This window comes from Lyngbya confervoides BDU141951 (assembly GCF_000817775.3).
Lineage (GTDB): Bacteria > Cyanobacteriota > Cyanobacteriia > Thermosynechococcales > Thermosynechococcaceae > Lyngbya > Lyngbya confervoides.
The window spans coordinates 1-18887 of record NZ_JTHE03000104.1 but is presented as its reverse complement, the minus strand read 5'-3'; the positions used below and the strand labels follow the sequence as shown (position 1 = coordinate 18887).

Below are 18887 nucleotides of genomic sequence, written 5' to 3'. Positions count from 1 at the left end.
TTGATAGGAAGGTGAACTGAAATGGCAAAGACGGCAGACAAAATTGAGATCCCGCTACAGGAATCGGTGCTTGAGCCCTATTTGAAGAAGCTGAAGGCACAGCAGTTCGATCGCATTGAGCCCTTGGAGGTCAGTGAGCCTGATCAGGCGGCAGCGATCGCCTGGGGCAGCCATCAGGGAATTGCCACTCCGCGCATTTTTGTCTGGGCGTTGGGGCCGGGGCAGTGGGATAAGGCGAATGCCAACGAAGTGCAGGCTGCATCCTGGGACTTAACGCCTCCCGATACCCCAGAAGATCAATACCCTCAGTTTGGTGTTGTCATTGATGGAGAGCACACGTCTTTCTTTGATATTTCAGCGTCGTCTTTGCCGGAAGAAATTGATCGGCTACCGACGATTCAGGAAATTAACGAGTACAAGCGGATCAAGGCAGACCCCACCTATAAATGGTCGCTGAGAATGTACGACCGTTTGATGCGAGGCTTTGATGCCTTTCATGAGCAGGTCTACCAAAACGTGAAGGATCGGGTGTCGAGTAAGAACGACATTATTTTGGAAGTGGCGAAGATCCTTTATCTAGAGTCATTTCGCCTCAATCACGATCCTTCAGCCCTAGAGTTTCCCTACAAGAATCAAACCTTACAGTTGGATCAGGTCTTCACAGTAAGCTACGTGCAAGAGCACCAGGACGAAGCGGTTAAGCAAATCCAGGCGGCGTTTGATCATTTCAAGTCCCATCCCGATTATGTGGTGACCACGGATGCTGGAGATGCCCATGCCATCTTTGATGAGCAAACCCACCTGTTGCTGGCCCGTCCTCAGAATTACGAAACCCTGTTGGATTTGATTCAGAACTTGGGGCCAGTCACCCATAATTCCCATCGAGCAGACAAGCCCAAAATTGTAGACGCCAAGGGGACGCTGTCTCATATTGCCGGAGATGTCTTGGGCAGGGTGTTCGACGTTTTCCTCCGAGGCAATTTTGAGTCTAAGGGAGGCTTGGGGGTTTACCTGACCCCAGCCCCGGTGAAACAGGCCATGTTGTCGATCGCCTTTCATGACATCAAGACGGAAACGCCGGAACTCTTGAGTGCGCGGGATGCGCAGGGGTTGCCGCTGTTCCGATTCTGTGACCCGGCCTGCGGTAGCTATGGCTTTGGGGTGGTGGCGATGGGACACCTGGAACGGGCTTTGATGGAAATTTTGGGTAAGGAAACCGCCCCGGATGCTCGTCGTAGCGACCTATTCCAGGAAATGTGTGAGCACAGTTTTGTAGGAGCAGACTCGGCTCCGACGATGATCACCCTAGCGCGGGTGAATATGGCGATGTTGGGAGCCCCCAAGGCCAAGATTTTCTACACCGAGGATTCGCTGGTCAGCCCCCAACTCCAGCCCTGTTCCTTTGATTTGATTTGTACGAATCCGCCCTTTGGTACGCCCAAGTTTAGCAAGAGTCAGGTGAAGGCGAAAAAAGCCTATGAGGAAGCTAAGGAGCGCATCCTGGCGGAGTTTCGATCGGATTTGCAGGAACGAGACGGCAAGCGGGAGGCCTATGACTATGAGCCATCGGTCTCCGGTCGGGCCATGGGAGCGAAGCCGGATAGCAAGGGGGTTTGGAAGCCCGTAAAGCCCACCAGCATTGACCCGGCGGTGTTGTTTATTGACCGTTGCCTGCAATTGCTGAAGCCCGGTGGACGGCTGCTGATTGTGGTGCCGGATGGGGTGCTGTGCAACTCTGGAGACCGCTATGTGCGGGAGTACATCATGGGCAAGAAGGATGAAACCACTGGGCAGTTTCATGGTGGTAAGGCGATCGTGAAGGCAGTGATTAGTTTGCCGTCGGATACGTTCAAGCTGTCGGGGACGGGAGCGAAGACGAGCATTTTGTATTTGCAGAAGCGGAAAGCGCGGCAAGATGATCCGGAGACGTTTCAGGATGAGCCGCAAGGTTCGGTGTTTATGGCGGTGGCGGATACGCTGGGCTATGTGGTGAAGAACAATGTGGAGGATTACAGCACAGGGGTGTCGAATGATTTAGCGGCGATCGTGGGAGCCTATGTGCGAGGTGAATAGATGACGCGATTTCCCCATGATCAGTTTGCCAAGCAATATCTAGAGGAACTGCTGACCTCGGTGGGTGAGGTGCGGGTAGGGTTGGAAGTATTAGGCGAGTCGCGCCAGGTGGATGTGTGGTTTGCACCGGATGATTCGCCCCAGAGGGAACCCAATGCCCTGGGACTGCTGGGACGAATGGCTCAAACTCCCTGCCTGCTGGAACCGTATCGCAATGCACCCACCCCAACGGATATTCGCAGTTGTTTGCTGAAGTTGTTTTTGGTGCAGGCCGACAGTCAGCGCAAGGCGCGGCGAGGGGGGGAACGGTCTGAGGAAGCCACGCTGCCCTATCTCTGGGTGCTGGCGACTACGGCCTCGGAGGCGCTGGTGCAGGGGTTTGGGGGCCAGGTGGATGAAACCGAGTGGATTGCCGGGGTGTATCAACTGCCTCGCTGGTTACGGACGGCGATCGTGGCGATTAACCAGTTGCCGGAGGTACCAGAAACCCTGTGGTTACGCATTTTGGGCAAGGGCGAAACCCAACGCCGCGCCATTGCAGAATTGGTGACGTTACCCAGGGATTCCCCGTTTCGGGCCAGTTCTTTAGAGTTGCTGATTAACTGGCGATTGACCTTAGAAACAAGCCAAGATCTAGATGAAGATGACCGGGAGGTGTTTATGAACTTATCGACCGCCTATTTGGAATGGCGCGAAGCCACCCTGGAAGAGGGGCAACGGCAGGGGCTTCAGCAGGGGCTTCAGCAGGGGCTTCAACAGGGGCTTCAACAGGGGCTTCAGCAGGAGCGACAAGAAACTGTGGCGAATTTGCTGAAGGCTCGGTTTGGCGAACTTGATGAAGAATTAGCAGCACGGGTGCCAGCAATCGTGAAACTGTCGCCGGAGGAATATATGCCCCTGCTGGTGAATTTGTCGCGGCAGGAGTTGTTGGAACGGTTTCCGGTGGAAACAAGCAATGAGGCGGGGCAGTGAGGATGACCGAGAGGTGTTTATGAACTTATCGACGGCTTATTTGGAATGGCGCGAAGCCACGCTAGAAGAAGGGCTTCAACGGGGGCAACGGCAGGTTGTAGAAAACCTGCTGAAGGCAAGATTTGGAATACTGGATGAAGCCTTAGCAGTGCGATTGCCAGCCATTTTGAAGCTGTCGCCTGAGGAGTATATGCCCCTGCTGGTGAATTTGTCGCGGCAGGAGTTGTTGGAACGGTTTCCGGTGGAGGAGGGGGATGGTTGAGCTTTCGCATACCGAATTGGCGCAGTATCGTGCTACGGCGCAGCGGCGACAGACCGCCCATGCCCAGCAGCAGGTTCAACGGCAGCGGCAAGGGTGGCAGGTGGCACGGCAGGCAGCGCGGGTGTTGAAGCAGGAGTTTGGGGTGCAGCAGGTGTGGCTGTTTGGCTCCATGCTGGAGGCGCGGCGGGTGCGGCTAGAGTTGGATATTGATTTAGCGGTGGCGGGGTTAGCAGATGACCGCTACCTGGAGGCGGTGGCTCAACTGCTGGATTTGTCGGCGTTTGCGGTGGATGTGGTGCAGATGGAACACGCCAAGCCGAGGCTGCGGGAGGTGATTGAGCAGCAGGGGGTAGAGCTATGAGCCATTGTGTAATTGATTTAGCGGCGATTGTTGGGGCTTATGTGAGGGGGGAGTAATGGCAAGCATTACGTGGTTAGAGGCCGATCGACTTAAAAATCGATTAGACGCAGTTTATTATCATCCATCTTTTCTCTCAAATGAGGATCGTCTCCTTCAATCAAATGTCGATATTCTGCCTCTCAAAGTTTTTGTCAAAGAGGGTCGAAGGGCGATTTATTTCAGTACTCAGACCTTAGAGGCTGAAGAGGCAGATAATACCTGGGTGCCCTTTTTGACGGCGGATGATTTTGGGGCTGACGGTTTTTTCATAGATCTCAATTCAAGAAGACGGGTATCGCCTGAATTTGCCGATAAGTATCCTAAGGGAGAATTGAGAGAAAATGAGATTTTGGTCAAGGTAAAGGGGCCAAATCAAGTCACTGCTTATAATTCAAACGAGCCAAGTAAACGAGTTCTAGTTAGTGGAACTATTTGGGGGGCTTTAGTTCGTATAGAAAAGATAGATCCTCAATATTTAGTCACAGCACTATCATGTCCTTATGCCGCCATTGCACGTTCTAGATTAAGAACAAACACAAATGTTGAGTTCTTGGCTCCCGATGACCTGTTAAATCTAGAGTTGCCAATACCTGATGCTAAAGTTCAGGCGTACATTGGGAATAAGGTGCGGCTGGCGGAGCGGTTGAGGGAGCGATCTCAAAAGGTATGGCTAGAACTCCGGGATAAAATGCAAAAGTGCTTTCGAGGAAAGCCGAAGCCACCACAAAATAAGTTCAGTAAGGTTCCTTCCAATAAATTAACAGGGAATCGTTTAGAGTCGGAGTTTTACACGCCACTTGTACTTTGGGCTGATGAAGAAATCAAGGGAACTCCTTGGAAATATCAACCACTTTCTCAACTAACTCATCGCATTAAAGATGGTCCCGGTGGCTGGGGAGTGTCAACCGGAGACTATGTGAACTATGGGATCCCAGTTGTCCGGGCTGTTAATTTAATAGACGGAGAATGTGATTTATCAGACTGTGTCTTCATCTCTCCTAAAAAACATAAAGAACTTATACGGCATCGAGCAGCAAAAGGCAGTGTTCTTTTGTCAGTACGTGGAACCATTGGAAGAGCTGCGGTTTTTGAGTCTGAGGACTTTGAAGAAGCCAGTTTAAATGCAGCAGTTGTCACCATCGACTGCAAAGACGAGATATTACCTCACTATTTAGCTGAATTTCTCAATACTGAAATTGGCAAAATCCAGAGTAATCGAATTGCTAATGGTGCTGTTCAGCTAAATATGAATCTTACGGAGACAGGTAGTAACTTGATTGTGGTTGCTCCAAAGGACTTTCAAGAAGAGATCTCCACATTAAGGCAGCAACGACTTTTATTTAAGGCTCTATCCTACAAGCTCATCATTGCCGCAAAACTCCTCGTTGAAGCCCTGATCGAAGGCAAACTCAGCGAAGCAGATCTGAAAGCAGCTCAGGAAGGGTTAGAACAGGGCGACTCTACCCTCGACCGGGCTATCCTGGCTCGCCTCACCCGCAAAGGCATCGACTATTCCAACGAGCCACCCCTCTTCCCCGACCTAGATGCCCTCTACACCGCCCTCGCCAATCTGGACGCTAACCAGGACCTTGACACCGCCGATTCTGGCAACGGTCAGGCTGCCAAGGTTTATCCCTTAACCCGTTCATCCATTCCCCTTGCCAGCGAAGCCACCCTAGATGCCTATGCATCCACCGAGGAGGTGCCGGGATGAATCGCTGCATTGATTTGTGTTCGCGTATGAATCCCTGAGGAGATCCCTATGAATACCCAGCTTGTTGAATCCCTAATTCAAACCATTCTTTCCCTCCCCCTTGAGGAAAGGCAACTGTTTGAACAACGCCTGAAAGAAATAGAAAGCCCTGAAATAGCAAGCTCCCCTGCCAAGCCCAAGGCGGTTGATTGGAAAAAGCATCCTTTCTTTGGCATGTGGAAAGATCGCGAAGATATGAAAGATAGCACGGAGTGGGTACGAAATCTCCGCCGCACGGAGTGGGAGAGAAACTATGAGTAGCCATATTTTGGTTGACACTGATGTGTTAATTGACTTTGGTCACGGCATTGAGGAAGCAGCTAACTTTATTGAGGCTGAAGAAACACAATCCAGCCTCGCGATTAGTGCCATTACGGTCATCGAACTTCTAGCTGGAGCGCGTAACCGTAAAGAACAACGACAGTTGAAAGGATTTTTGCAACCTTTTGAAATTGTTCATCTCAGCGAATCAATTTCTAAAGAGGCGATCAGGTTAATCGAACGATATCGCCTGAGTCATGGTCTGCTGATGCCGGATGCACTCATCGCCGCCACCGCAATCCAGCGAAACCTATCACTCATCAGTAAAAATCAGCGAGACTTCCGCTTTATTAAAACGCTTAATCTGCTCCCGTATCCCTAACTGCTTGTGAGGCCAACTGCCATGCCTTCTCCCTTTCCCGGAATGGACCCCTACCTCGAAGGTTATCTCTGGCCCGACGTGCATAGCGCCCTGGCCAACAAAATTCGCCAACAGCTTACCCCCCTGCTGCGTCCCAAATACACCGCTCGACTGGAAGTCTATCTCGCCGAAGCCCCCTTTCCAGAGGGCGAAATCGGCATTCTGTATCCTGCCCAGATTGTTACCCATCACTCCCTCTCGCCCCAGGTTAGGAGAGAGGGCCGGGGGGTGAGGACTGCCGTGCTGGAACCTCCAACCTGTCGGCTTACCCGCGTCGAGATCCGCGATACCGCTCAAAATCGACTCGTCACCAGCATTGAAATTCTGTCCCCCGTCAACAAACGGGAACCGGGGCTGACCCGCTACCGCCAAAAGCGCCAGCGACTCTACCAGGCCAATGTTCACCTGTTAGAGATGGATCTGCTGCGACGAGGCACCCGTCCCTTTGCTCAACCGCGCCTGCCTGCGGTGCCTTACTGCATTGCCCTCACCCGCGCCCAGGCCAAACAAATCGAATTCTGGCCCCTGGAGCTGCCGACCCCGTTACCCGTCGTGCCCATCCCCTTGCAAGATCCAGACCCCGATGTGCCCCTGGATTTGCAGGCCGTGCTCAATACCATCTACGACGAAGCCGCCTACGACCTCTCCCTCGATTACGATCAGCCCCCGCCGCCGCCTGCCTTCTCCAGCTCCGATGCGGAATGGCTCCAGACTCAACTCTCGACCTCATAAACCCACGTCTACTTAAGAAAAACAATAAGGAAACCGATGCAATACACCATTGACCTTCCCAAAGATGTTAGCGATCGCCTTCAGCAATACCTCAACGAACATCCGGGTGAAACTCTGGAGCAGCTTGTCCAAGAAGCCTTAGAAGTACGATTGGCTCCTAAGAGTTTAGATAAGCTTTTGAGCTTAGCAGGCATAGTTACGGATGCGCCTCGAAATGCTGCTGATATCTGAGACTTCCTCCTATGTCGTTCACTCCTGCCGTTCTCGATGCCCTCAAGCAACTCCTCACCCTGGGTGAAGTGAGCCAAGCCAAGCTGGCTGATTTGCCCACCGGCACCACCCTGGGACTGTGGACCCCATCTGCCGATCAGCAGCGAGCCGTGGCCACTCCCGCCCTGGTGCGGCTATTAAGAACCCTACCCACCTCAGCGGAGGCGATCGCGGCCATCCTCAGTTGTGAACCTGAGATTCGCCAGGCTTGGCAGCGCATTGCCAGCGCTCGACTACAGGAGTTAGGCCAACAGCGGGATGCCGCTGGGCTCTGTGATGCGATTAGTGCCCTGGGTTTCTGTGCGACCAAGCTCCTGGAAACCTTACCTCAGGGAAATTTAGACGCGACCCCCTTTGCCGCATTCGAACGCAACCTGTTTGAAGTCCCCGCTGAGCAGGCGATCGCCACCCCCAAGCTCTATCGGGTTTTGGGGGCGACGGCTGCGTTAGTCGAAGGTCGCCAGGGCAAACCCGGTACCCCCTTACCCAACGTTGACCCCTTAAACCCAGCCCAAAACTGGCTCAAAGGGCGACTGATGCAGCCGCCCAGGGCTGAGATGGACGGCAATGCTCCCCAAAAGCAATGGCGCACCACTTCGATTCTGTCTGGGAGTTGGGCAGACTATACACCTCCAGACACCGAAGAACGCCCTGAACTCGCCGAAATGTATTGGGTTCTGGCTCGCCCCTGGTGTTTTCTGCTGGCCCAAATTGTGTTCACCCAAGAAGCCTGGGCGGCAGAGCGCATTTCAGGAGAATTGGCTCTGGAGCTGGACCCCAGTAATGGCTCGCTGGCGTACCGTCCGCCCCAAATCTCGGTAGTGATCACCAGCCCAGAGGGAAATGAAATTCTTTGCGGTTCCCTGGGAGAACTGCTGTTGCGCGTGCTGCAGCAACTCGGTGTTGAGCTTCTGACTCCTTCCGTAGAGGGAATCGATGCTCAATTAGCCCCCGTGATTGAAGTCTTGATTCAGCGGCAAGTGTGGCAGTTCAACCCTGGAGCCGGAGGCTACCGTCCCCACTACACAATTCATCCCATCTTTTCAGACACCTGCTACCGGGCGCTTGGCAGCAAATACTTTAATCGGCTTGCCAGTCCTGTGACCGCCACCATTCGCAGTACCAGCGAACAGTGGGCCAAAGAGCGCCAAATGACCGCGCACCCTCCCCAAGCACCCCGATTCGCGATGACCTCCTAGCCCCCTCCTGAGCAGACGCTAAACACTCTCGATGAAGCCAACCACCGACTGACCTATGAGCCAAGCACCTGACCTACAGGATATTCAACAGGACTCTAAACAGCATCAATGGGCTGCGGGTGGAGTCTCCACCTATCCCCTGACCCACCCCATTGTGGGGCAGGGAACCTTTTACAACACGTTTAAGCAGTTCATCCATGTGGTGGATCAAGAGTCAGAGCAGTTTGCCCATGTCTTTGCCATCATTGCCCAATGGGGGATTGGTAAATCCCGTCTGGCCTATGAACTGATTAGCCAGATTAACGATACCTCTCGGGGATGGTATGTCCGCAATGAAGCTGGGACACTGGTCAACGCCAGTTTGTTCAACGATGAACGCGATCGCGAACAGTATCTAGGGCTTTATATCCGCTACAGCCAAATTGCCAATGAGCACCACAACATCGACAACTGGTTTGGCTATGGGCTCTATAAAGCGCTGCTGCCCTTAGCCAGGGGAGAATTCGATCGTTCCATCCAGGGGCAGATTGCCCAGGAAGGGTATGACCGATTGCTAACCCAGGGGTTTGATGAAGCCCGCTTGGCCGAGCTGTTAGAGGTCAATGCAAATCACAGCGATGCCACCCTTTATGAAGATCCCTACTTGGTCACTCGCCTATGCCAGGCAGCGTACAATTATCTTCAGGAATTTGGCATTCAGTACATCCTTGTGGCTCTGGACGAACTGGAAACCGTCGCCGAAACCAGCACCTATGGACTGGAAGATCGCGACATCAAGCATATGGATGGTCGCGCCATTAAGCTCTTGGGCAAAGCTATCAAGGAAGAAGACCCCCGCCGCAAGCTACCGTGGTTGCGTTATGTGGCGCTATGTTCTCCGGCGATCGGAGATGAACTGCGGGAAATCCAGTCCACCGCTCGACGCTTTGAACTGGTTGATCTTTCCCAAAATGCCTTTGCAGATGTTAGCGATTTTGTCAGAACCCTAGCTCAAGAAGGCCGCTTGAGCGAACAGTACCCCCCCGGTCTGGTGGAAGCCGCCTATGCCATGAGTGGGGGTAACTTTGGTTGGTTCAACGTGATCATGGCGAATGTCGATGGCCGCCTCCGGATTCGGCGTATTGAGAAACAAAAAGATGGAAAAGGGCCGGGCGATCGCAGCCGTGAAGAGCCCCTAACCGTTGGCACCCTGTTTGATGAACTGGTCAAAAGTTCCAGCCGCATTCGTGACTATGTCCTTGACGACAACGCCATCAACGAACTGCAGATTCAGCGCGCCTACTTGCCTGCGGCAAAAGAACTCCTCTATGCCCAACTGCCCGTCCCATTGAGCCAGTGGCAGCCAGACCCATTGCAAGCTTTACTGACCGCCCAGAACGAATATAACGAGCCCGTCGCCCTCCGCTACCGACAAATGAGCTGGGATGAACTGGAATGTAGCCAAGCATTACGGGCCGCTAAGTTTGAGCGTAAACCCGAGGGCTGGCAACTGGCAGGGACCTCTCAGTTCCTCGACTTGCGTCAGCTTTTGGACAACCTCAGCACCTATGCCATCTATGCCCATCAAAATGAAGAAACCGATGGGTCATTCAACCGTACTGCCGATGGCAAGCGCATTCTACTCGTGCCCTTACACCAGTCAGACTTTATTGAGTTAGTCAGCTTCCTCTATCCCCATCCCTCAGCCGAAGATGCCGCCCGTGCCCTATGGCAATACTTCCTCGGGGCCACGGATATTTCAGAGGACACGGCAACCCACATTGGCCCTAGCATTGCCATGCTGGAACGGCTCGATCTGCGCTATCGCAAACGGAGCCAGACGTCGTTAATTTTCCGCGATCCGGATCAGAGCAGCGCCCATGAACAGGCGATGAGCGATCGCAAACAGCAGCCTGCCCACGAACGAGCCCGTGAAGTGCTCACCGGCATGATGCGAGTACTGGATCAAAACTGGGGCTATGACCCCGTTTCCCCTGGCTTTACCGGAGACTTTGTGGCGATCGCCACACCACGGGGTAGCCGAGGACGGGATCAAGGGGGGCTGGCGACCTGTGACGCTTTGAAGCTCCATCCTAAGGGACGAGCCATTCTCGTCTGGGTACAAAACGAGCCGGAACTGGAAAGTCTGTGTGAGGCCGTCAGTCGGCAAAACGGTGTGGAAGGGAAAACTCCGGTCATTGCATTCACATCATCGCGAGCATTGGTAGATCGTTTGAAAAATCCGGCTGCTTCGAAGTTAAAAGCCGCCCAAGCCTATCTATTGCTATATCAACTCTCAGCCAATGAAGAGTATGTCCTGCATCGAGTAGGTCTTCGAGGGCAAGATCAGCAGGGCTTTCAAATTGAGATTGCCAACTTCAATACGACCTTTACCCAGCGGATTAACGCCTTTCAACGGGGACTGCTTGAAGAGGTTCAGCGATGGCGACACAGCCTCAATCAGCGAGGCTGGATCGCTTGGCCATTGCGACCGAGTGGTTCCTTGAAGGCAGACGAGAAAGAACTTCTCAGGCAAGCCTGGAAATACCTGTTACTGAAAACCTCGGAACATTCGCTATATCAAATCGATGAAAGTAGCGGCCTAAACATTGAGGCGATTACAGCCGTCTTAGAAAAATTGGGTTTATCCCGGAGTATTCGGGCAGCAGGCTATTCCCATGAAGAACGGGCCACGCTTTTCTCCGGTCACGAGAGTAACGACAAGGCAGAAATTCCACCCTTTTTAGTCAGAGTGTTGGACCGTTTTGTTGCAGAAAAAAAGCCCACTTGGACGGAAGACTTGGCTAAACAGACCTGGTTCTGGGGCTATACCTGGGAAGGCGCTAAGCCTAAAGACACCTTTAATGATTGGCTGAGTCTGACAGTCGATCTGGGGTTTGCTGTTTCTAGCCCAACTGAAGGATTTAATTTTCTCCAACTCTCGACCCTAAATAGTCGTATCCAAGCGGCTGAAAACTGGCTAACGGATGAGTATCCCAACATTGTCCTCAAAATTCAGGAGGTCTTTGGCGAAGGTGCCATCAATGATCTCTTTGGAGCATTGGAGGGTACTGAAACTGTAAAGGCTCGATCCAACATCCAACGGGCTAAGGAATGCTATCGCCGATTGAGCGCTGAGGAAGGCAACTACACTGACACCCTAGATTTATCCCAAAAGCGATCGCGGCTCCTCGAATTTTCCCAGCAACGTCTAGAGCTGATGGCAGCCATTGAAAATGTCTACAACCAAGATGCTTATGGATTGTTGATTGAGGAAAACGTCAGAACCCTGGAACTACGCAACGACAAAGATTCATTGTGGCGTCGTATTCGTAGAGCGGAATTATTTGCTGATCGCATCCTCAGGATTCGCGATGAAATTATCCGACAGATCGATCATCTGCAACCCAAGATGCATGCAGAGGCAGCTGGCCTGTCCCATTTTCCCACTCAGCTCTTCACCCTTTCCTTGGAAAAGATTCGCCACATTTTAGAAGGGGCCATTCGGGAAAAAACACCCCTGGGCAGTACCGCACAACAACAAATGACCGATGCGAGCGCCTTAGGTCAATGCTTGAAAGGACTGCGGGTTGCGGATGCTATGAATCGGCTAACGCAGTTGAGCCGAGAGGTAGGCCTGAGTATTGAAGGTGCCAGCATCATAGATGTGCCCTTTGAAGACATTGACGGCCAAATCGTTAGCGGCTTTCGCCGATTCAAGCAAGCCTTTGAAAACCTGCAAGGCCAACTGGAGGAGGCTAAATCTCGCTTAAATAAGCTGGAAAAGCTATTAGAGGATGCGCCAGAGGATTTTTCCTATCCTCCTGGTATTGACCGTTTTGAGCAATTGCAGCTCAGGCCCAGCTTCATTGAAGACAGCCTAGCCGCTATCCAAGAAGATGAGGTAGACACACTCAGAGACGATCCACTCTACGACCGGCCTGCCAAGCAAGGAAATTTTCAGCCTCTAATGAAGGCGGCAGACTCATTATTAAATGCTCCCCGACAACAGCTTAATCAGCTCAGAACCCAGCTCTTAACACTTGACAATGCGATTGGTGGTTATATTGGCGGGCTGGTCAATCAGTCTGATATCCAGTTAATTGAAACCAGCTTTAACCAACTGCTGAAGGCTAAAGGGCAACCGCCTCGACCTCCGTTAAGTCGCTTGGAGCTAGAACAAGCCGATAGCTTAAGGGCGGCGATCGCTAAACTCGAAGCTCGACGGCACGATTGGGTTCAAGAAGCACATGAACTTTTACCAGAGGCTGTTAGCTTTGGCCGATGGCAGCGCATCGTGGCAGCGATTGAGCAAGGAGCAGATCCTGCCCTCGAGCCTCAGGAAGAAGAACAATTGATTCGTGCCGGTCTCCTGGTGCGAACGTATCGGTTGGGAGGTCAGTAAGGTGGACAATTCAACAAATCCAGTTGCCCAATATCAAGTTTGGCTGGGTGAGTCCCTGGCTCATCACCGTCGTGGACGAATTCTTAAGACGGTTGTTCACGCTCAACCGGCAGAGGGTATGCCCGTTGGGAGCGGCATCTGTCTACTCTTTGGTTCTGACTTTCAGAAAGCCTCAGAAGAAACACAACGAGCCTGGATAGCTTGGTCTCAAGAACCTGGACGAGTGCTACTGCTGATTCCCCCTTTCAAGTCTATGGATTGTTTATTGCCGACTTCATGGACAGTGAAGCGCCGACAGGATCCAGTGACTGCTAAACAGGACGTTTTCCTCAATGCTTTAGCATCAGAGATGCAATATCAGCTACGAGGTGATTTGCAAATTGCCCATCCAGCAGGCGGCACCTGGGATGATCAAAGCCTCTGTACCGCCTATTACCGGAAGCATCCCCATTCGGGTATCTTTGCGATCACGTGCCTACCCCTTTGGTCCTTGCTGATTTTAGATTGGGAATCAGCACTTCATCAGTGGTTAGACAGCTTATTTCATATCGTTGGCAATTCTAACTGGACGAAGCAATCTGAACCTGAGATCCCTGATTTTTCGCCTTCTGTTGATCATTTCACGCTCTTGCTTCATCTCCTAACAGCAGATTTCAACTCTGATATAGAAGCTCTGGAAGCCCTTCTGCACTCGACCATCTTTTCCCTTGATTTCTCTCAGGCAGCTCATTGTCTCGACGATCTAGAGACGCATGGTCTGGTGAGTGCTGGAAATTTAACAGACGCTGGACGCCAATTTCTCCGGCAAAGTCAATATGCACCCTACGCTGAAGAACTGGAGGCACTATCCCTATGACAAAAACATTTCAGCCTCAAGGCCGTTCCGTAGCCCAGTCTTTAGCTATTCAATCCCAGATTCATCTGCCGGGGACGGTAGGGCGAATCTTGAGCCAAATTCGCAGCATTGAGCAAATTGCACCGCTCTTTGCAGAGGCAGGATTAGTTCGAGCCGTGGATCGACCGAACCCTCTCAATCTCAGAGTTGCAGGGATTTCAACCCAGTCCTCGGTGAAAAAAACACTAGGAGGATATCTCTACGTTTCGGTAGCCTCTCGGTTAGATGTTGCGATCGACAATAATGCTGTATCTACAACGGGTCAAGACAGTACCTGTGAACTAGATGACATTAACTTTGAAGACCAGTCCAAGCGGCTACAGTTAATTGGCATTAGACAAGCTTATGAGATAGCAGATGCAGCCTTGAAGTCTGGCGAACCCTATAACCTGATTTTGCTGGATTGTCCGCTTACCCTTGAGCGCAGTATGGTTCCCCAACGATCAGCGCGAAGTGGAGAGTTTGGGGATTCTTTTGAACAAACCTTTCAAACTATCTCAGCATTCTGGAAAGCCCATCGCCATAAATTGATCCCTTGGAATCCTCAAGGTACAGCTGTTTTAGGGCTCACCTCAAAGCGCTATGGCGCAATTGTTCAAGTAGCCCAGCAAGACTTACGGACGACCGTCGGGCACCAACAAATTTTACCGACTGAACGAGTTGATCAAGATCGACTTAAACAACTCGATGATATCTCCCATTCTATGGCAGGGATTGGTGAGCGACGTTTTGTTTATGGCATTGTGGGCAGCTATACCCGTACGGTCGCCTTTCAGATGAATATTCAGACACCCCGTATGGAGCCTAGTGATGTTGTTGATCTAGGGGTGCTCGGCTTACACTTTCGAGCGGGACAAAATACAGCCCCCCGATTGATGCAGTTAATTGGAAATGCACCCGATTGGAACACGGCATTACTAGATCGTGTTTGTGGCCAAGTCATGGCTCTGATGGTGGTAGGAGGACAGGATGCAATGCCATTACCGATTCAGTTAGCCGCACGGGAACAAAAAGGACTGAGCAATTTTTTGGACTATTACAGCAGAAGCATTGTAGAAGCCCTAAAACAGCGAGAAGTCGAAGATATTTGGTTATCCGGTTTGGATGAGGAGTAACAAGCATGAAACCGCAAATACTGGGCAAGCTAGTCGGCAACACCGGGGATCCTAATAATCTCACTATGGTGCTCTCCTCATCCTTTGCAGGAAGACGAGGTGAGTTTGTCCGCATCCGGCATAAAGAAAGCATCGATGAGCCCGAGACCGATGTTTTGGGTCGCATTGTTAGTGTGACGCGCTCTAACGTGCTGTATAACTCCGAAATGGGGCAATCCGTGAATGACTTGGAGCTGCTGCCAGGGGCTCAAGTCACAGGCGAAAAGGTCATGGCCAAATTAGAGCTGATTGGCTACAAAGATCTGACTACAGGACAAATTAAAATTCCTCGGCGAGCCCTTGATCCTGGAGCCAAGGTAGAAACAGTTGACTACTACTTTCTCAGCCAGTTTTACGAGTTTGACGAGCAGACCAGCTTGCACATTGGTAATTTAGTGGGCTACGAGCATGGTGAAAACACCGTTCCAGTCTATCTGGATGTGAACCGTCTCGTGACGGAACACCTAGCTGTTCTGGCTATGACGGGTTCAGGTAAATCCTATACCGTCGGCAGGATTATCGAACGATTAGTGGCGCTGAATAACGGCTCTGTTGTTGTCTTTGATCCCCATGGGGAATATGGGCGAGCCTTTCAAGGAGGGCAGCTACAGTTCAACTGGCAAGACAACGCTAATGAGGATGCTCGAGATCAGCAGGCTATTCAGGAAATTCAGGCAAGCTTTAAACGACTCACTGAGGCTGGGGCAGGATTGGAAGTTTACACCCCCCAACAACAGTCATTTCGAGATAAATATGCTGGCAAAAATCGGGAACTAGCTTTACAATTTGATCGATTTGAGATGGATGACATCGGTGAGATTCTACCAGGATTAACAGAGCCTCAGCAAAGGGTTCTAGATGTTGCCATTCGATACTGGCGATTAATGGAAAAGAACGATCCTCGAGATATCAATTTACTTCGTTACTATTTGGGGGACGGACTGGAAGACTTGAAGGAATGGGATGAACTGAGCCAAGCCGAATCGTCAGCTCTGAATGGTCGGAGTGCTGCCGTGGCTTCTCTCAAACTCTCGCGAGTCCTGAATGAAGCCCAGAGTTTTTACTCTGCGGCACTGGCCAAATCAACCGATATCTATGAAATGATAGGACGCCCTAGCGATAAACGAGGCCGATTGGTTGTAGTTGATTTGCAAGGGCTCAGTGATACCGCAAAGCAAGTTGTTACGGCGTTGATCTCCAGTGAAATTTTAAGAGCAGCATCCAGTAAAACAGACCCAATTCGTCCCTGCTTTTTAGTTTATGAAGAAGGGCATAATTTTGCGCCTGCAGGACAACCGTCTGTGAGTCACCGCATCATCAAAAAAATTGCCGGTGAAGGACGTAAATTTGGGGTTGGTTTTGCGGTGGTGAGCCAACGCCCTTCTAAATTAGATTCTGATGTCACTTCCCAATGTAATACCCTCATCACGATGCGCCTTAAAAACCCGGATGATCAGCGATTTATCACTAAGACTTCCGATATGGTGAGTAAAGCAGACATTGATGAATTGCCCAGCCTCTCGACTGGAGAAGCGCTCATTTGTGGACGTTCTATCCCAGCCCCTTTGCTAGTGAAAGTCGGAACTAAAGCGCTCCTGCATGGAGGGCAGTCACCGGAAGTCTTGAAAGTATGGGGGAGGTTTACGAGTGGTAATTCGTGAAATCTCCGATGCTATTCAGAATATTGATCAGGTCCAACAGATGTTACCGATATGGACAGACTGGGGAATTGCTGATATCAGCTGTTCGATTCACAGCGTGGGTATTTCTTTTTTGACACATTTGGGACAAACGCTAGGCTTTGTAAGTGTTTCCGAATTCCCCGTGCCTCGGCAAGGACGATATACGACGACTGGAGATGATGTTCGTTGTGACTCTGTCTGGTTCGACCGTCAAACCCAATCTCCTGTTTTGATTGCTGAGTTCGAACGCTATTCTGGTATCACTGATCAAAGAAAGCTGGAAGGAAAGGTTGAAAATTTACTTTTAGCACACCATCGATTGCAAGACTTCGCTCGGTGGTTAGTTTTGGCCTATTGGACAGAGGGATTGGCCTCTCTCCCCAATCATTCACGGTTTCACCAAATTATTAGGCAAGGCTTTGAGACAAACGAGCGACTGAGGGTTGATGGCAGTCATAAAGGCCGTTTGCTTTGTTTTCAGTTCATCAATGAAGTAACGCCCCATCAATCGCTTCGATTAGTTAAGATTGTTCAGCGAGGTACTCATGAGTTCTCGTAATCGCTACTTTATCCCTAGTGCCGATCGCAAGTTGGGCGATCGCTATGAGCTCTTAGAATGCCTGGGAGATGGTTCCTATGGATGGGTTTGGAAAGCGCAAAGGCTTCAAGATGATGCGATTGTCGCGGTCAAAATTCCAAAAGCGCAGGGCGGTAGGAATAGCGAACTGGCTGAAGGTGAACATCTATTAAACCAGCCCGCTCACCCAAACGTGGTAAGTGTGTTTTGGATGGGGCGTGTTCCGCCAGAGCGGGAATGGTATGCCATTGAGATGGAGTATTTTCCTAGTCATACTTTAGCTTGGTTACTGGATGAAGGGGATCAAGGATTCACAGCCAGCTACAAAATGGTTCTTGATCTCTATGCTCAAGTATTAGCTGGAGTAAAATATCTCCACGATTTAGGAATGTCTCATGGAGATATCAAACCACAAAACATTCTTGTTTCTGGAGACGTAGCAAAGCTGACTGATTTTGGAAGTAGTTTGCTACCAGAAGAAATTTATACTCGCACCCGTGAAAATGGTGGAACTGTACTCTATTCAGCACCGGAATTTGCAGGTGCAATTCATAAACAAAAAGATCCTGGTCGAATTTTTAAAGGAGACATGTATAGTCTAGGAGTACTTCTTTATCACCTTGTAACATCCAGACTTCCCCATGATACCTTAAGCCAAGTCATTCGCCATACGCCCTTTCCTCGTCCTAGAGAAATCAACACCTCTGTTTCTCCAGCATTGGAGGATTTTATTCTACGTTGCTTAGAGCTTGATCCAGAAAAGCGCTGGGACTCCGTGGAAACGCTCTTGAATAAGTTTCAATCAGTGAAACAATCACAACTGGATTATCATCCGGTGAGACTTGTGCCGAGTCCACGAATTCGCTATGAAGATTGGTCTTCTCAAGCAATTAGTCTCCTAGAAAAAGGCGACTATACTCAGGCTGAGTTGGTTGCAAGTGCTGAATTTGAGAACCATAAAGACATCAATGCTTTCCGATTAATGGTTTCAGCAGCCTTCAAGGATGAAAGGTATTACGATTGCTTGAATTATCTCGACAGATTTCCTGAAATGCTAAGTTTTCAATCTCCAGCAACGAGAGATCTGCATAGAATTGCACTGAAAGCGTATCTAGAGACGAGACAGCTTCATAAAGCAGAGATTATGCTTGAATGGTGTTTAGCTGAAGATGGGGAAACACCACAGCTACTTTTGAAAAAGGCCTCTATTCTTGGTGCTCAAGCAAAGTATAATGAAGCAGCAGAAATATTAATTCAGCTCAACTGTCAGAAACCATATGATCCAGCAATACTTAAGAGATTAGTTCTTGTATTTGAGCAGCTTAGAGATATTGGTAAAGCGCGTTCATTTCTAAGGGTTTATAGTAGGCTAATATCTGATGATTTATGGGCTAAGAGGAAACGAGATTATTTTGAACATTTATTGTCATAAGGTGATTTCTGTACAAAAATATACTACTCTTCCCCTTGATTTAGATTATCTTGTTCCAAAGCACAATTTTTAGAGTTAATTCTTGAGTCCAGCCGTTTCCTCACGTCACCTCCTGAGCCAGGGTAATCGCACCTTAATCGAGTGCTCACATTGATAGGCTGAGGGATAAAATCAGCGGGTTAATGCGGGTTTACTCAGGCCTACGGCCCCGTCATTATCGGATATTCGGGTTAATTACCTCCTAACGAAAGCAGTTGACTTTATCTCAGGGTGACTATCGTGTTGGTCGTCACGCCTCATCCATCCCACTGGCAGCCAAGATTTTGAGCATAAAGTTATTGTCCATCGCGGCAGTATAGCGCTTCATCTTCAGACTAAGCTTCGACGGTTCGCGCTTCAGTAAACTGACACTGAGCCGAC

16 protein-coding genes are annotated in these 18887 nt (G+C 50.5%); all 16 read left to right on the top strand.

What is annotated here, in order from left to right; all coding sequences use genetic code 11:
* Positions 1–21 precede the first annotated feature (21 nt).
* The 16 genes from QQ91_RS18235 to QQ91_RS18160 all read left to right on the top strand — a co-directional run bounded on the left by QQ91_RS18235 (position 22) and on the right by QQ91_RS18160 (position 18467).
* Positions 22–2073: an HsdM family class I SAM-dependent methyltransferase gene (locus QQ91_RS18235; protein ID WP_166277014.1), complete on the top strand. Its 2052-nt coding sequence runs from the start codon at positions 22–24 to the stop codon at positions 2071–2073.
* The gene (locus tag QQ91_RS18230) at positions 2074–3045 is read left to right on the top strand and encodes a flagellar assembly protein H (protein WP_166277012.1); all 972 of its coding nucleotides are present in this window, start codon (positions 2074–2076) and stop codon (positions 3043–3045) included.
* The gene (locus QQ91_RS18225; protein ID WP_250833400.1) at positions 3029–3307 is read left to right on the top strand and encodes an RpnC/YadD family protein; all 279 of its coding nucleotides are present in this window, start codon (positions 3029–3031) and stop codon (positions 3305–3307) included. Before QQ91_RS18230 ends, QQ91_RS18225 begins: the two co-directional genes overlap by 17 nt.
* Entirely contained in the window at positions 3300–3668 is a 369-nt protein-coding gene (locus QQ91_RS18220; protein ID WP_166277006.1) for a nucleotidyltransferase family protein, read from the top strand. The genes QQ91_RS18225 and QQ91_RS18220 overlap by 8 nt, the downstream gene beginning before the upstream one ends.
* A gap of 55 nt (positions 3669–3723) precedes the next feature.
* Complete coding sequence (locus tag QQ91_RS18215; protein ID WP_166277003.1) at positions 3724–5421, top strand: restriction endonuclease subunit S domain-containing protein; 1698 nt, start codon at positions 3724–3726, stop codon at positions 5419–5421.
* 48 nt (positions 5422–5469) lie between these two features.
* Positions 5470–5721: a hypothetical protein gene (locus tag QQ91_RS18210; RefSeq protein ID WP_166277000.1), complete on the top strand. Its 252-nt coding sequence runs from the start codon at positions 5470–5472 to the stop codon at positions 5719–5721.
* Complete coding sequence (locus QQ91_RS18205) at positions 5714–6103, top strand: type II toxin-antitoxin system VapC family toxin (RefSeq protein WP_166276997.1); 390 nt, start codon at positions 5714–5716, stop codon at positions 6101–6103. The genes QQ91_RS18210 and QQ91_RS18205 overlap by 8 nt, the downstream gene beginning before the upstream one ends.
* Before the next feature lie 21 nt (positions 6104–6124).
* Positions 6125–6874: a DUF4058 family protein gene (locus QQ91_RS18200; RefSeq protein WP_166276994.1), complete on the top strand. Its 750-nt coding sequence runs from the start codon at positions 6125–6127 to the stop codon at positions 6872–6874.
* Positions 6875–6910: 36 nt separating this feature from the next.
* Positions 6911–7105: a hypothetical protein gene (locus tag QQ91_RS18195; RefSeq protein ID WP_166276991.1), complete on the top strand. Its 195-nt coding sequence runs from the start codon at positions 6911–6913 to the stop codon at positions 7103–7105.
* 11 nt (positions 7106–7116) lie between these two features.
* Positions 7117–8343, top strand: a complete 1227-nt coding sequence (locus QQ91_RS18190; RefSeq protein WP_166276988.1) for a hypothetical protein — start codon at positions 7117–7119, stop codon at positions 8341–8343.
* Positions 8344–8398: 55 nt separating this feature from the next.
* Positions 8399–12727 carry a hypothetical protein gene (locus tag QQ91_RS18185; protein WP_166276985.1) on the top strand — a complete coding sequence of 1443 codons (4329 nt, stop codon included), beginning with the start codon at positions 8399–8401 and terminating at the stop codon, positions 12725–12727.
* Between the two features lie 304 nt (positions 12728–13031).
* Positions 13032–13583 (top strand): hypothetical protein, encoded by a 552-nt coding sequence (locus QQ91_RS18180; protein WP_250833399.1) that lies wholly within the window; start codon positions 13032–13034, stop codon positions 13581–13583.
* Positions 13580–14737, top strand: coding sequence for a hypothetical protein (locus tag QQ91_RS18175; protein ID WP_166276980.1), 1158 nt, complete (start codon positions 13580–13582; stop codon positions 14735–14737). Before QQ91_RS18180 ends, QQ91_RS18175 begins: the two co-directional genes overlap by 4 nt.
* Before the next feature lie 269 nt (positions 14738–15006).
* Positions 15007–16437 carry an ATP-binding protein gene (locus QQ91_RS18170; RefSeq protein WP_250833398.1) on the top strand — a complete coding sequence of 477 codons (1431 nt, stop codon included), beginning with the start codon at positions 15007–15009 and terminating at the stop codon, positions 16435–16437.
* Complete coding sequence (locus tag QQ91_RS18165) at positions 16424–17017, top strand: hypothetical protein (protein ID WP_201277178.1); 594 nt, start codon at positions 16424–16426, stop codon at positions 17015–17017. The genes QQ91_RS18170 and QQ91_RS18165 overlap by 14 nt, the downstream gene beginning before the upstream one ends.
* Positions 17004–18467 (top strand): serine/threonine-protein kinase, encoded by a 1464-nt coding sequence (locus QQ91_RS18160; RefSeq protein WP_166276974.1) that lies wholly within the window; start codon positions 17004–17006, stop codon positions 18465–18467. Before QQ91_RS18165 ends, QQ91_RS18160 begins: the two co-directional genes overlap by 14 nt.
* Positions 18468–18887: the final 420 nt, after the last annotated feature.